Raw genomic sequence first — 14,736 nt, 5'->3', positions numbered from 1 at the left:
CAAACCTGACCTATCTGCTTCGTTGCAGCACCCGCACTGCTTCTCCATCGCGTTGCAGCAGGCTGTGCAGCACCACCCGGCTCTGGCCGATAACCGCCTCGGATTGTACCATAAAGTACCGGCCTTGGACAGTGAGCAAAACGCCCGCTTCCGAGCCCAGACCGGTCCCGGCCAGGGACGGATGCTCAAGAAATTCCGCCATGGTGTAGCCCGCTTCCGGCCGATCCTCCACCAGTTGTTCGGCCCGCCGCAGATCCAGTTCATCGGCCAGTGCGGCCAGCACCGGGGCCGGGGCGGTGTTGATGTTGATCGCGCTGACCTCGGGCAGGGCGGTGAGCAAAGGTTTCAAGCACTCCTCGTAACCATCCTGCCCGAAACCATACACCAGCGCCAGTTCATCGGCGTCGGTCAGGGGGCGGTCCGCCGTGCGGTAGGGCGGATCACGCCGCAGGTACTCCCCGTCTTCGGCCCCGCCGGGGAAACGGGGTTCCTGGTCGGCATCCAGCCAGTCGGACACCGCCTGTTCCAGTTCCTCGGCCAGGCCGCAGTGACGCAAAAGCCGGCGAAACACCAGCCGCTGCTGTTCCTGCCCGCCTTCGCTGCCCAGCACCAGGTTGTTGACGTTGAACAGCCCCTGCAGGTCGTCCACCCGCACGCTGAGGTGCCCCCCTTCCACCGGGATGGGCGGCAGGGTGTGGCCCAGGTATTCATACTCCTCGCCCTCGGCCGCCCGGCCCAGCAGCAGCCCGGCCCAGGACTCCACCCCCCGGGCGTACAGATAAGCCTGATCGCCGTGGAGGATATTGCCGGTGCGGCGGATGTCCAACTGCTGGTCGAAGATCATCGCCGCGGCCACGGTAACCACCAGGGCGGCGGCCAGCAGGGCGCTGATCAGCGCTGCTCCTTGCTGGTTGTGAAAACATCCGGCAGCACCATTTTTTCCTCTGCTTGCCATCATCAGCCTTCACCCCGACTGATGGGGATTAAGCGCCGGATGCGGCCCCAGTCGGTAAGCTCCAGCCAGATCTCCACCCCGATGGGCAGCAACTCCGGCGGGAAGCTTGCCGGCGGCGCCTCCTCTCCCTCTCCCCTGCCCTCCGGCGGCCACTGCTCTGCCGGCGACGCGCTGTCCGGGGGCCAGCGGGGGTGCCAATCGCCCTGGTCATCGAGAAAGCGGATTTCCAGCGCCTCCACTCCCTCCAGCAGCCGCTGGCGGAAGGGCTCCAGCCGCGGTCCCCGGTCCAGCACCGGCCAGGTTTCCCTCAGCAACTCGCCATCCTCCAGGCGGTAACGCAGCCGCTGCAGGGAGGTGCCGGAGCGACCCGGCACCTGGATCGCCCGGCCGCCCCGGGTCAGGGACAAACCCTCATCGGGGTTGAGACCGTAATAGACGGCGGGGCGGCGATTGCCGTACTCGTCCCGGATCCCCCGCCCCCGGGCCTGCTGCAGATCCAACTCCAGGCGGGCGAAGGCCATCTGCACCGCCGCCAGCCGTTCCGCTTCCTGGCGGGTCTGCTGGCGGCTGTCGAGCATGGTCTGGATGCTGATGAAGGTCATCATGGAGAGCACCGAAAAGAGCGCCAGCGCCACCAGCAGCTCCAGCAGGGTAAAACCGCCGGCTGCCCTCATTGGACTCTGCGGAAGACGGTGAGCACCGCCGCCGCCTCCCCCTCTTCACCGCCGGCCGGCCAGACCCGGATGGCCACCTCGCGCATCTCCGGCTCCGGGGTGTCCTTGATTTCGATTTCCCAAGACCACTCGATATCCGCCAGCATGGCGCTGCCGCTGGAGGGGTCCCGTTCCCAGCCGGCCGGGGCGAGGGTGATCTCGGCGGCCCGGTTCATGGCCACCCAGTGGGCAAAGGTCTGCTCTTTGAGGTGGAACAGGTTATTAACCGCATTACCCGCCGCCTGCACGGCGCTTACCGCCACCAGCCCCAACACCAGCAGGGCAATAACGATCTCGATCAGGGTGAAACCTTTTTCGCCGGGAATCATTGGACCAACTGGTTCAGCTCGAAGATGGGCAGCAGGATGGCCAGCACGATGATCAGGATGATGCCGCCCATGACCACGATCATCAGCGGCTCAAACAGCCCCATGGTGGCCGAAATAACCGTTTCCGTCTCCCTTTCCTGGGTGGCGGCGGCCCGGTCCAGCATCTGCTCCAGGTTGGAGCTGGCCTCACCGCTGGCGATCAGGTGGATGGTCAGGGGCGGAAAGTAGCCTTCGGCCTGCATGGCCTTGCTGATGCTGGCCCCTTCCCGAACCTTGGTCCGGACCCGCTCCAGGGCCTCCCGCAGGGTCAGGTTGGCCACCACCCGGGATGAGATTTTAAGCCCCTCCAGCACCGGCACCCCGCTGGCGATCATGATACTGAAGGAACGGGCAAACCGGGCCGCATCCAGGGTACGGATGAACTTGCCCAGCAGCGGCAGGTAAAGCAGGTGGCGATGCACCCGGCGGCGAATCTGCTCCCTTTTCAGCAGCACCCTGGCCAGAAAAAAGCCGCCAACCGCCAGCAGCAGCAGAACCAGGCCATGGGCCTGGAGAAAATCGCTGACCGCGATCAGGCCGACGGTGAGCGCCGGCAAAGTCTGGTCGATATGGGCAAAGACTTCCACCACCTGGGGCACCACATAAACCAGCAGGGCGGAGATCACGGCAAAGGCCACCACCGTGAGCAGCACCGGGTACAGCAGGGCGAGAAAGACCTTCTGCTGCAACTGCTGGCGGGCCTCGGTGTAATCGGCCAGCCGTTCCAGGACCACATCCAGGTGGCCGGCCTGTTCGCCGGCGGCCAGGGTGGCCCGGTAAAGCTCGGGGAAGACCCGGGGGAACTCGCCCAGGGCCCGGTCGGCGGCATAACCTTCCAGGATGCGGGAGCGCACCGCCATCAGCACGCTTTTCAAGCGAGGCTTTTCCGCCTGCTCGGCCACCGCCCCCAGGGCCTCCTCCAGCACGATGCCGGAGCGGACCAAAGTAGCCAGCTGGCGGGTAACCACCGCCAGGTCCGAGGCCTGAATCCGGCCGCCACCCAGCCGGCGGCCGGACGACTTGCCCCGCCCTTCGGCCACCGGGTTGACCGCCAGCGGCATCAACCCCTTTTCCCGCAACTGCTGGCGCACCTGGCGCGGCGTATCCCCTTCCAGCACCCCCTTGCGGGTCTTGCCGGCGGCATCCACCGCGGAATACTCAAAGGCGCCCATCTAATCCTCCCTGGTGACCCGCAGCACTTCCGTTACCGTGGTGTCACCGGCCACGATCCGCCGCCAGCCGTCCTGGCGCATATCGGGGGTGCGGGTGCGGACGTACTTCTCCATCTCGTACTGCCCCGCCTGGTTGTGGATCATCTCTTGCAGGTGCTGATCGGCGATGACCAGCTCGTAGATCCCGGTCCGGCCGGCAAACCCCTGCTGGTGGCAGTGTTCGCAGCCCCGGGGCCGGTAAATGGTGGGCAGGTTGTTGACGTCCAGCTCAATCCCCAAATCGGCCAATTCGGCCGGGGTGGCGGTATACGGCTCGCGGCAGTGGGGGCAGAGCACCCGGACCAGGCGCTGGGCCAGCACCCCCACCAGGGTGGAGGAGAGCAGGAACGGTTCAACCCCCATGTCTCGCAGGCGGGTCACCGCCCCCACCGCGGTATTGGTATGCAGGGTGGAGACCACCATATGCCCGGTGAGGCTGGCCTGCACCGCAATTTCGGCGGTTTCCAGGTCGCGAATCTCGCCCACCATGACCACATCCGGGTCCTGGCGAAGGATGGCCCGCAGCCCCCGGGCGAAGGTCATCTGCACCTTGGGATTGACCTGGGTCTGGCCGATGCCGTCCAGGTAGTACTCGATGGGGTCTTCCACGGTCATGATATTGCGGCTGCTCTCATTGAGCCGGGTAAGGGCCGCATAGAGGGTGGTGGTTTTGCCGCTGCCGGTTGGGCCGGTGACCAGGATGATGCCGTTGGGGCGGTGGATGATCCGGTCCATCTGGGCCATGGCCTCCGGGGCCATGCCCAGTTGCTCCAGGTCCAGGCGCCCGGCCTGCTTGTCCAGCAGACGCAGCACCACCCGCTCGCCGTAACCGGAGGGGATGGTGGAAACCCGCACATCCACCGGCCGGCCGGCAATTTTCAGTGAGATACGGCCATCCTGGGGCAGGCGCTTTTCGGCGATATCCAGGTGGGCCATGACCTTGAGCCGGGAAATCACCAAAGGGGCCACCAGCCGGCTGGGCTGCATTACCTCTTTAAGGATGCCGTCCACCCGAATCCGCACCCGCAGGCGGTTTTCAAACGGCTCTATGTGAATATCGGAGGCATTTTCCTTCACCGCCTGGGTCAGCAGGCCGTTGATCAGGCGGATGATGGGGGCGTCGTCCTGGCTTTCCAGCAGGTCTTCGGGTTCGGATAACTGCTGGGCGATGGAGTCCAGGTCGAACTCCTCGCCGAAATCGCCGCTGCTGAGCAGGTCCTGCTCGGCCCCGCCTTCGTAGGCCTGTTGCAGCAGGGTTTCATAGCGCTCCCGGCTGACGCTCTCCACCTGCAGGGGCAACCCAAGAAAACGTCGCACCTCGGCCAGGGCCGCCGGGGTCGCCCCCACCCGGCTGATGACCCGGGCCTTGCCCTGGTCTATTTCCGCCACCAGCACCCCTTGCCGCTTGGCAAAGGAGAAGGAGGGACGTTTGCTTAAGGTTGTTTCACTCAAAGCTGATTACTCGGCCGGTTCCAAAGATTCCAGCGGCACAGGGGCAACCCGTTCATCCTCCTCCGAGGCCGGCGACTGCGGCGGCAGGGGGTGAAAATGCTGATCTTCAAAGGCTTCAAACTCCAGCAGCACCGGCTGATTCTGGCCGGGCATCAACTTAACCCCTTTGCTGTCCCGCTCCAGTTGCTGCTGGCGCAGCATATCGTACTGCCCCTGGGAAATCCGGCTGCTCATCTCCTGATCCCGGAGGATGACCGGCCGGAGGAAGACCATCAGGTTGCGCTTGGAGCGTTCGCTGCGGGTATGGCGAAAAAGGGCGCCGAACAGGGGAATATCGCCCAGCAGGGGCACCTTGGAGACCGTCTCCTGAACATCGTCGCTGATCAACCCGCCCAGCACCAGCACCTTGCCGTCCTCCACCAGGACGCTGGTGTTGATGTTGCGGGTATTGGTCACCAGCCCCGCCGCCAGGTCATCACGCTCGACGCTGGAAACCTCCTGCTCGATCTGCAGCCGGATGACATCGCCTTCGGTCACCTGGGGCTTGACCCGCAGCTTGATCCCCACATCCCGGCGCTCCACGGTCTGGAACGGGCTACCGCCGACGCCGGTGGCGCCCTCGGTAAAGCTGCCGGTGAGAAAGGGGACGTTCTGGCCGACGATGATCTCCGCCTCCTGGTTGTCCATGGTCACCAGGCTGGGGGTGGAGAGAATGTTGGTGTCGCCGTCCCGGGCCAGGGCGTTGACCAGGGCGCCGAAACTGAAAAACTCCCGCCCCAGGATCTCGGTGCTGCCGGAAAAGACCCCCATGTTGAAACCGCCCAGCCCGGCCAGGGCGGCGATGCTGCCCTCATCGCCGGCGGCAATGCCGCTCATGCTGGCGCCGGAACCGGGGAAGTTGGTGCCGCCGATGACCTTGTCGGCATCGGCGGAAAACCACTGAATCCCCAGATCCACCGCCCGGGCGGTGGAAATCTCGGCGATCACCGCCTCGATCATCAACTGGGCCCGGCGGATATCCAACTGGCGGATCACTGTCTGCAGATTCTGCAGCACCGCCGGCGGACCGGTCATGATCAGGGCGTTGGTGTTGGCATCGGCCTGGATATCAACATCCTGGCGCTGCTGGCCACGGCGCTCTTCCCGGCTGCCGTCATATTTGCCCATGCCGGTGAGAATCGGCACCAGGTCCTCGGCCTTGGCGTGCCGCAGAAAGACCACCTGGGTGTCACCGCCCTTGGCCAGGGGGGTGTCCAGGTGCAGAATGGTGGCCTTGACCCGCAGCAGATGGTACGGATCTCCCTGCAACAGCACGCTGTTGGTGCGGCTGTCGGCCACCAGCCGCAGTTGCTCGGCCGACAGCCGGCCGGTGCCCAGTTCCATTTCCCGGATCACCGACACCACGTCGCGGGCATCGGCGTGCTCCAGGGTGACTATTTCCATCTCACCGCCGGAACTCTGGTCCAGGCGCCGGACAATTCGCAGCAGCCGCTCGACGGTGCCGGCCCGCTCGGTGAAAATCAGGGCATTGCCCTCCTTGACCGCCAGGGCCGACATCTGGCCGGTGCGGGTGCCAAGCATGGGCCGCAGAATAGGCACCAGTCGATCGGCCTGGAGATACTGCAGGCGGTAGATCCGGGTCACAATACGGTCTTCTTCCAGTTCCAGGGGGTGCTCGGCGTCGGCGGTAATCACCAGGTCCTGCCCGGCCTTGGCGGCGGGAATGATCTTGACCACGTTGCCGGCTTCGACAGCGGCATAATCATGGACCTGGAGGATGGAGAGAAAGACCCCGTAAACCTCGTCGGCCCGCATGGGCTGAGAGGAAACAATGGTGATATTGCCCCGCACCGCCGGGTCGACGATAAAGGTCTTGCCGGTGATCCTGGCCACCGAGTTAATCACCGACTCGATATCGGCTTCCTTGAAGTTCAGGGTAATGGTTTCAGCCTGGCCCGGCCGGGGCGCCAACAGCAAGCCGCCAAGCAGCACCGCCGCCAGCAGCAGCCATACCCCGGGCGAGCGCAACCGGTAGCGCCCCCGGCCGGGGATGGGAGATAAAACACCTGACAAAACCATAAGGATCCTCAAAAAAAATATAACCGACCCCGCACCCGCGGCAGGTCAGCGAATGGCAATGGTGCTGCTGCGCTGCCGCCCGTCCCGTTCATAAACCAGCCTTATTTCCCGGGCGTTGCGCAACTCCTCGAAGGCGACCATGGCCGCCCCGGCATCGGTCAGTGGGATGCCGTTTACTTCGTACAGGATATCGTTCGGCTGCAGGCCAAGAGTCTCTAGAAAGTCGCTGCCCCCCGGGGCCACCAGGCGAAAACCATGACGCCCCCCTTCGGGGTTGTGAATATGCACTTCCACCTGGCGGGCCAGATCCGGCAGGTTGGCCATGGCGCTATTGACAAAGGAGCGGCTTACCCGGCGCGGCTCGCTGTCCGGCGACGCCGCCGCCGGCGTTCGGGACCTGGTCCGGGGCCGGGCCGCCACCGGCGGCTCCTCTTTGCGGTCTTCCAGGTAAAGGGTTTCCAGATTCCCGGCCCGGCGCAACAGCACACGATCGGGATAGATGGCCTCGATTTCCGCGTTGCCCGGCACCGTGTCCCCCACCCCGTAAACTTCGTCCTTGCCCCGCCGCTCGGCGATCACCGCCAGCCCGCGCCGTCCATCGGCGGTGGCCAGCAAGCCCTTCAGGGTCAGGTTAAGGGTGGTTTCCGGGGCCTCGACCATGGCCAATGACAGGGCGGCCGCCTCGGCCTCCGGGTCGGCCTGTGGCTCCGGTTGCCCGAAGAGATGCAACGCCGCCAGTTTTTCCCCCCGGGCCCCGTCATTCACCCTGTCATCGGCCCGCCGGACCGCCGGCGTGGTGGCGGCGGGGGCAGTGATCGCCGGGGCCGGCTCCGGAGCCGGCAGCAAAAAGGACCAGACCAGGCGAGCCGAGGCCTGGGCCAGGAAAAAGATCAGCACCAGCACGCAAAGGCTGCGAATCAGTTCCAGCCGGCGCCCATCGGCCACCAGGGCGCGCCAGAATTCGTGGCCGGGCAGACCCCGCCGCACCCCGGCACCGCCGGTCCGCTCCCGGAACCACGTTGTGGAAAAAATACTCACGATCTCAGGTTTGTCCGCAGACTGCTTGCCGGCCGTAAAACCGGTAAATAGTTTGTAAAATCGAAACACTCAATCTAACAGAGTGCCGTATCTTCAGCAAGCATGTTTTGCGGCGGCACCGGCTCACAGCTCCCGGCGGGCGAGTTCAGCCCGCACTTCATTCCAGCGCTGCCGCAACTGCGCCAGCCGCTCCTGTTCCGCCGGGCGGCTCATCAAGCCGCCTTCCCGGGCGGCCCTGGTTTCCCGGACCAGCTGATCGCCCAGGCGACGGTAGTAGGCCTGCAGCTCTTCATCGTCCATGGCCAGGTAATCCCGCTGCAGCAGCACTTCGCTCTGGCGTCCCAACTCCGGTGCACAAGCCCCGACAGTCAGCAGCAACAGCAGGGCAATCAACACCAGCGGTAACAATAAAAAGTTATTGCGCACGCAGTTTCTCCGCCAGTTCAATTACCACCATGGCATAGCGGTAAGAGTTGTTCCAGTGGGTAATGGCCTGAAAATTGGGGTAGGCGGCCAGATAACGGTGGTCGCCGGCGGCCTGCTCCAAGGCCACAATGCGCAAGGGGCGATCATCCGGGGAGGGTGGCAACTCGACCCCCTGAACCTCCTCGATGGTCGCCCTGGGCAGCACCCCCCGGCGGCCGGCCCCAACGGCTTCCTTTAAACGGGGATCATGCAGTTGCGAGCCGAGTTCGGCATAGCGGGGAGCGCCATACTGCCAGCCGAAGTGGCGCAGGTAGTTGGCGATACTGGCCAGCACGTCGGGCACCGAATTGATGATATCGCGCCGGCCGGAGCCGTCGAAATCCACCGCATAGGCGCGGTAACTCGAGGGGATGAACTGGGCCTGACCGAAGGCGCCGCCATAGGAGCCACGCACCGTGCGGGGGTCGAGTTCAAGCTCCCGGCAAATCAGCAGAAAATCGATGATCTGCCGACGATAAAAGTCGCTGCGGCGGGGATAGGCGGCAAAAATGGTGTTCATGGTGCGAAAGATCGAAAACGAACCCTCATGGCCGCCGTAGTTGCTTTCAAGGCCCCAGATGGCCACCACGATCTCCCGCTCCACCCCGAACTGCTCTTCAATGCGGTCCAGCAGCCGGGCATGACGCTCCAGCAGGACCCGGCCATTGCCGACATTCCACCAGGAGAGCAGCGGCGCGGCATAACGGTGATAGGGCCGCGCTTCCCACTGGGCATCCATCAGCTCCAGAACTCGCTCTTGGATGGTCAGGCCGCTGAACCATTGCTCCAGTTGCTCCCGGCTGAAACCGTGTTCCTGGATCAGCTCCTGAAACAACTCCCGGTAGGCCGGAGATTCCAGTTCCAGCGGGCGGCCGTCGACAACCGGGAGCTCTTCCGGCGAGGCCCCGGAGGCAGCCACCGGAGTGATCGGCCACAGCAGCATTAACCCCCAGGCCAGGCAACAAAAGGCAAAATATCGCACAGCCTCTCCATCAGTCAAAGGCGTCCTCGAAGGCCTGCCGGAATTCCCCCAGCCGATCCGGTGGCAGGACATTGATCCCCGCGGCGCCGGCGCGGCCGCCGCCGGTGGGGAAGGCCCGGCATAGCGCATCGGCGCCCCGGGGGCGGTCGAGGGGCGCCCGCACGCTGACCAGGAAACTGCCGTCGGCGCTTTCCACCAGCAAGGCATGGGCCTGCTCCGGCCGGGCCCGGGCCAGTTCGTTGGCGAACACCCCGCTGACCCGGCGGGCCCAGGGTTCGCCGGGAAGGCGCCAAATCCGGCCGGCGGCACCCTCTTGCCAGGGGGCAACGGCGCGGGCCCGCCCCAGGTCGTCGTGGAAGCCCTGGCGCAGGGTGGCCAGCACCGGCGAGCGATGGCAAAATTCAAAGGGGTCGACATAACCGCTCACCGCCCGGTAGAGCTCCACGGGGTCGAAATGCAGATCCGCCACCGAGGCCCCGTAACCGTTATAGTTGAGCAACTCGCCCAGTTCCCGCAGGGTTTCCATCTGTTTTTCGGCCAGCCCCAACGAGACGGCGGTGCGGCGAGCCGGCCCGTGCAGGTTGTCGCCGAAGGCGGCAGCCACCGCCCAGGGACGGAAGCGGCCGTCCAATAACTGATCGACAATCAACGAGGTGCAAAGTTCCGGGTCCGGGTTGATATGGGCCTCGAGGTTGTCGGCGGCGGGAATCTCTCCGGCGTGATGATGGTCGACATACAGCACCCGGCAGGAGGGCAACAACTGCTCCAGGGCAGCCCGGTTCCGATCCAGGGAAACATCCAGTACCGTTACCTCGGCCTCGGCCGGCGCTGCCGCCACCACCCGCTCCAGCAGACCGATGTCCCGCTTGATCCCGCTGATCAGCCGCGCCCCGGGACGTGGGGTGGCCAGGCGCAACTGGTGCAGGGCGCAAATACCGTCGGCATCACCGTTAAAGACATCAAAGTAAAGCTTGCTCATCAGATCCCCCTTTTCAGCCAGCGTGGAATTTCACCCAAAGTATCCAAGGTGAAGACCACCATGAAGCTCTTTTCATCCACGTAGCGCCGCACCTCCATCTCCACCGCCCAGCAGTGCGGATGGTAGGTGACCCCGAAAGAGGCGTCGGCGATATAATCTTCGGTCAGCGATTTATTAATCATGCCACGGAAGGTAAGGGAGTCGCCCAGCGGGGCGGTGAAGCCGGCCCGGACATCGTGGCGGCTGTCCCCGGCCTCGGTGTAAAAATAGGGCTCCCGCATGCCGCTGTGCTTGAGGTAACGGTAGTTTAGGGTCAGCGAACCGCCGAACCGGCGATAAGTACCCTGGAGTTCATAGCGGTTGACCCCCTGGCCGTACATGCTGAGGTTGGTCTGGTAGCGCAAATCAAGGCTGGGCAAGGGAGAGGCCTGCAGGTCGAAACGCAGATCGGAAAGCTCCCGGCGACTCTCATCGGCCTCCAGATCGCGCCGGGCCTCGTCGATGTCGTAGGTCTGCATCATTTTAAAAAAGGCCAGGGGCCGGGACCAGAAGTCGCCGGGCGGGGAGGTCGGCAATGCCAGCGGCTCCGGCTCAGCCGGGCCGTTGATTGCCAATGCCGAGTCATCCGGGGCCGGCGGGGACGGCGGTGGGGAGGCCCGGTAACCGAACACCTCGAAGTAATTGTTCAGCTCGTAGGTCAGCCAGTTTTTGCGCTCCAGGCGATCCACGCTGTCCAGTTCCGGCAACTCGCTTTCACTGCTGCGGCTAACGTAACTGTAAATCAGGTTGGGGCGCACCATGTGTTCCAGCCCTGGCGAGGTCACCGGCCGGTCAAAGGCGGCCCGGGATGGTCCCTGCGGGGCCAGCCGGAAATCCCGCACCAGGGTGGTGGCCAGGTTGGTCTCGAAATCGAAGGCGGTGCGGTCCTGATAGCGGTCATACTCCCACCGATGCTCATCATGCTCGTTTACCTGGTACATGGTCTGGCGCACCCCCGTGGTGGCCCGCCCTTCCGTCCAGCCGCCGCCGCGGGGCAGGGGCACGATCAGCTGGGGGTGCAGATCAAGCCGGTGGGCGCCGATTCCCTCCTGCCGCCAGTAATGGACATACTCATTGCTCCAGGCCAGGCTGTAGGGCTGGCTGCGCATGGGACTGCGGCCGGAGGCATGCAGCCGGGGCAGGGCCTGGAGTGGGGTGCCCCGGCGATTGCGGTCAACCTCCTGCCCCTGGTAATTCAGGGTATGGCGGCTGTCCTGCTGACCCATCAGCTCACCGGCCACCAGGGTGGTGGGGCGGAGGCGGAAAAGCTGCAGGGTGGAGCGGCGGGTGGCCAGCGAGGGCTCCTGCAGCTCGCGATCAAACATGCTCTCAAAGGCGCTGGTGGAACGGGCATACCCCATCAGGCCGGAATCAAATTCCATGATGTAATCCTGATCGGAGACCAGGTCCAGGTCCAGGCGCAGCAGCAGGTCATCGCCGAAATCGTGGTCGGCCTTGCCCCGCAGCCAGTAACGCTGACTGCTGTCCCGCAGCCAGCCGTCGTTGCGGTAGGGATCATCGGCGGTGTCCTGGTGTTTATCTTTAAGGTAGGTAAACTGGAACATCCCCAGCGAGCCGGGGGCGGCGGCGTAACGGAACTCGACGCCGCTCTGCAGGCCGCGCCGGTCCATGTATTTGGGGTAAAGGGTTAGATCGGCGCTGGGGGAAAGGTTGACGAAATAGGGCAGCGCCAGGCCGTCGCCCCGCCGCCGGGAGGTGGAAAGCTCCGGGGCCAGAAACCCGCTCTGGCGGTGGACATTGGCCGGGGCCATCAGGTAGGGCGAGTAAAGGACCGGCACTTCCTTGACCTGGAGCCGGGGGTGAACAAAATGGGCCAGACCGTCCACGGTAAGGTATACCTTGCTGCTTTTGAGGGACCAGGCCGGGCGGCAGTCTTCCTCGGGGCGGCAGGCGGAATACCAGGCGTCTTCCAGGTAGTAGCTTTCCGGGCCGGTTTTTTCGATGTGCGCGCCCCTGACGTAAACTCCGCTTTCCACCAGGTGGATGGTGGCCTGCTCCAGGGTGCCGGTCTGGCTTTCCAGGTGCAGCACCACGCCTTCGGCTTCCACCTCTTCGGTGGTCGACTCCAGCCGCACCCGACCGCGGGCCTCCACGGTGCCGCTTTCCGGGTCGTAAACCATTTGGTCGGCCCGGATCACCAGCGGTTCTCCGTGCTCTTGCGGGCGGGAAAGCACCACATTGCCCTCGGCCGTTACCCGGCTGGGATCCAGTTGGTGACTCAAGCTGTCGGCGCTGAGTTCCCACTCTGGCGCCGCCGGCCGCAAGCCCTCGGCCCGCACCCCGGTCGGCGGCAGCAGGACCGGCAGCAAAATCAGCAAAAGAACGCAGACCAGGAGGGCGCGCCCACGGGTTGCCTCTAACGGCTTTACCACTTTGCCCGGCCTTACGCTCCGGTTGCCGGTGGGCGCTGGTCGGAGCGGCAGCCGACAATGGCGCCGGTGCTGCCGGAACTGACCATGGTTGCGTAACGGGCGCCATAACCGGTGGTGATCTTGGGCGCCCGTGGCCGCCAGTCGGCCCGCCGCCGTTCCAGCTCTTCTTCGCTTACCGCCAGCTCCAGGCGGTGGTTTGGAATATCAACCCTTATTTCATCCCCCTCCTGCACCAGGGCAATGGGGCCGCCCTCGGCGGCCTCCGGCGAGACATGGCCGATACAGGCCCCCTGGGTGCCGCCGGAAAAACGGCCGTCGGTGATCAGGGCCACGCTCTTGCCCAGGCCCATGCCGATGATGGCGGCGGTGGGCGAGAGCATCTCCGGCATGCCGGGCCCGCCCCTGGGGCCACAGTAGCGGATTACCACCACATCGCCGGGGTTGATTTTACCGTCCAGGATGGCGCTGTGGGCCTCGTCTTCGCCGTCGAAAACCCGGGCCGGGCCGCGATGAGTAAGCATCTCGTCGGCCACCGCCGACTGCTTGACCACCGCCCCGTCCGGAGCCAGGTTGCCGTAGAGCACCCCGATGCCGCCCACCTGATGGTAGGGGTTGCTCACCGGCCGGATCACATCGGCGTCGTAGGTCTTGACCCTTGCCAGGTTCTCCCGCAGGGTTTTACCGGTGGCGGTGATCACCTCCAGGTTGATCTCCACCCCACCTTTGACCATTTCGTGCAGCACCGCCGGTACCCCGCCGGCCTCGTCCAACTGCTGCAAGCTGTGGGGGCCACCGGGGATCAGGCTGCAGAGGTGCGGGGTACGGCCGCTGACCTCGTTGAAATGGCTTAAAGGCAACTCAACCCCGGCCTCGTGGGCGATGGCCGGGACATGGAGCACGGTGTTGGTGGAGCAGCCCAGGGCCATATCCACCGCCATGGCGTTTTCAAAGGCCTCGGCAGAAGCGATATCCCGCGGGCGGATATTCTCCTTGAGCAGCTCCATCACCGACATCCCCGCCTGTTTGGCCAGGCGGATACGGGCGGCGGCCACCGCCGGGATGGTACCGTTGCCGGGAAGGGCCAGGCCGATGGCCTCGGCCAGGCAGTTCATGGAATTGGCGGTAAACATCCCGGCACAGGAACCGCAACCGGGGCAGGCCTTCTCTTCCAGCTCATGCAGCTCTTCCATGCTCATGGTATCGGCCCGCACCTTGCCCACCCCTTCAAAGACGCTGACCAGGTGCACGTCCTGACCCCGGAAGCGGCCGGTGAGCATGGGCCCGCCGCTGACCATCAGGGCGGGAATATTGACCCGCAGCATGGCCATCAGCATGCCGGGGGTGACCTTGTCACAGTTGGGCACCATCACCAGGGCATCGAAGGGATGGGCCATGGCCATGATCTCCACCGAATCGGCGATGATCTCGCGGCTGGCCAGGGAATATTTCATGCCGGTGTGGTTCATCGCCAGGCCGTCGCAGACCCCGATGGTGGCAAAGGCAATGGGGGTGCCGCCGGCCATCCGGACCCCGGTCTTGACCGCTTCCACGATCTTGTCCAGATGCACATGGCCGGGGATGATCTCGTTGTGGGCATGGGCGATACCCACCAGGGGGCGGCGGATCTCTTCATCGGTATAGCCCATGGCCTTGAGCAATGAGCGATGGGGGGCGCGTTCCAATCCTTTGCGCAGGGCGTCGCTTCGCATTCGGGTGTCCTCGTTCCGTATAGTTCCGTATAGTAAGGTGATGGTAAAAAAGAAAGATCACAGACTACGCAAGGGGCGGGAAGCTGTCAAGCGGTAAACCAACACCCGGCTGGGATCCGTCAAAGTCATTGGTTGTGGCACCGGGGTGGGGGCCGCGCATTCCGGCAGCGGCTCATTGTCGGCAGTTCTGCCGACAAAAACAGACTAAGCTCGGCGGGCATCCATGCCCGCCTCCGAGGCGGCCGCGCCCTCCTTGGCGTCCATGCCACCGGACGCGGCCGAACCCGCCGCTACCGGAATGCACGGCCCCCGTCCAGACTCCATGCGCTTTTGTCCTTGCGCGCCAGCAACCC

Annotated in this window: 12 protein-coding genes; all 12 read right to left on the bottom strand. The window is 64.8% G+C overall.

Annotation, left to right across the window (positions count from 1 at the left end):
• Positions 1-10: 10 nt before the first annotated feature.
• Positions 11-958 (bottom strand): type II secretion system minor pseudopilin GspK, encoded by a 948-nt coding sequence (gspK, locus tag DAAHT2_RS11470; RefSeq protein ID WP_013164440.1) that lies wholly within the window; start codon positions 956-958, stop codon positions 11-13.
• Complete coding sequence (gene gspJ / locus DAAHT2_RS11465) at positions 958-1,629, bottom strand: type II secretion system minor pseudopilin GspJ (RefSeq protein WP_013164439.1); 672 nt, start codon at positions 1,627-1,629, stop codon at positions 958-960. Before gspJ ends, gspK begins: the two co-directional genes overlap by 1 nt.
• Complete coding sequence (gene gspI, locus DAAHT2_RS11460; RefSeq protein ID WP_013164438.1) at positions 1,626-1,997, bottom strand: type II secretion system minor pseudopilin GspI; 372 nt, start codon at positions 1,995-1,997, stop codon at positions 1,626-1,628. Before gspI ends, gspJ begins: the two co-directional genes overlap by 4 nt.
• A complete protein-coding gene (gene gspF / locus DAAHT2_RS11455; protein ID WP_013164437.1) occupies positions 1,994-3,208 on the bottom strand; it encodes a type II secretion system inner membrane protein GspF in 1,215 nt (404 codons plus the stop codon). Before gspF ends, gspI begins: the two co-directional genes overlap by 4 nt.
• Positions 3,209-4,699 (bottom strand): type II secretion system ATPase GspE, encoded by a 1,491-nt coding sequence (gene gspE / locus DAAHT2_RS11450; protein WP_013164436.1) that lies wholly within the window; start codon positions 4,697-4,699, stop codon positions 3,209-3,211.
• 6 nt (positions 4,700-4,705) lie between these two features.
• Positions 4,706-6,778 (bottom strand): type II secretion system secretin GspD, encoded by a 2,073-nt coding sequence (gene gspD / locus DAAHT2_RS11445; RefSeq protein ID WP_013164435.1) that lies wholly within the window; start codon positions 6,776-6,778, stop codon positions 4,706-4,708.
• Positions 6,779-6,823: 45 nt separating this feature from the next.
• On the bottom strand, positions 6,824-7,816 hold the full coding sequence (gene gspC / locus DAAHT2_RS11440; RefSeq protein WP_157861477.1) for a type II secretion system protein GspC: 993 nt from the start codon (positions 7,814-7,816) through the stop codon (positions 6,824-6,826).
• 123 nt (positions 7,817-7,939) lie between these two features.
• Positions 7,940-8,242, bottom strand: a complete 303-nt coding sequence (locus DAAHT2_RS11435) for a hypothetical protein (protein WP_013164433.1) — start codon at positions 8,240-8,242, stop codon at positions 7,940-7,942.
• Positions 8,232-9,263, bottom strand: coding sequence for a lytic murein transglycosylase (locus tag DAAHT2_RS11430; RefSeq protein ID WP_218915013.1), 1,032 nt, complete (start codon positions 9,261-9,263; stop codon positions 8,232-8,234). The genes DAAHT2_RS11435 and DAAHT2_RS11430 overlap by 11 nt, the downstream gene beginning before the upstream one ends.
• Before the next feature lie 10 nt (positions 9,264-9,273).
• Positions 9,274-10,242 carry a hypothetical protein gene (locus DAAHT2_RS11425; RefSeq protein ID WP_013164431.1) on the bottom strand — a complete coding sequence of 323 codons (969 nt, stop codon included), beginning with the start codon at positions 10,240-10,242 and terminating at the stop codon, positions 9,274-9,276.
• Positions 10,242-12,620 carry an LPS-assembly protein LptD gene (locus tag DAAHT2_RS11420; protein WP_157861476.1) on the bottom strand — a complete coding sequence of 793 codons (2,379 nt, stop codon included), beginning with the start codon at positions 12,618-12,620 and terminating at the stop codon, positions 10,242-10,244. Before DAAHT2_RS11420 ends, DAAHT2_RS11425 begins: the two co-directional genes overlap by 1 nt.
• Before the next feature lie 65 nt (positions 12,621-12,685).
• A complete protein-coding gene (gene ilvD, locus DAAHT2_RS11415; RefSeq protein WP_013164429.1) occupies positions 12,686-14,383 on the bottom strand; it encodes a dihydroxy-acid dehydratase in 1,698 nt (565 codons plus the stop codon).
• Between the last annotated feature and the right edge of the window lie 353 nt (positions 14,384-14,736).

The organism is Desulfurivibrio alkaliphilus AHT 2, assembly GCF_000092205.1.
GTDB classification, from domain to species: Bacteria; Desulfobacterota; Desulfobulbia; order Desulfobulbales; family Desulfurivibrionaceae; genus Desulfurivibrio; species Desulfurivibrio alkaliphilus.
Note: the sequence above shows the minus strand (reverse complement) of the source record. Positions and strands in the feature narration are given on the sequence as shown.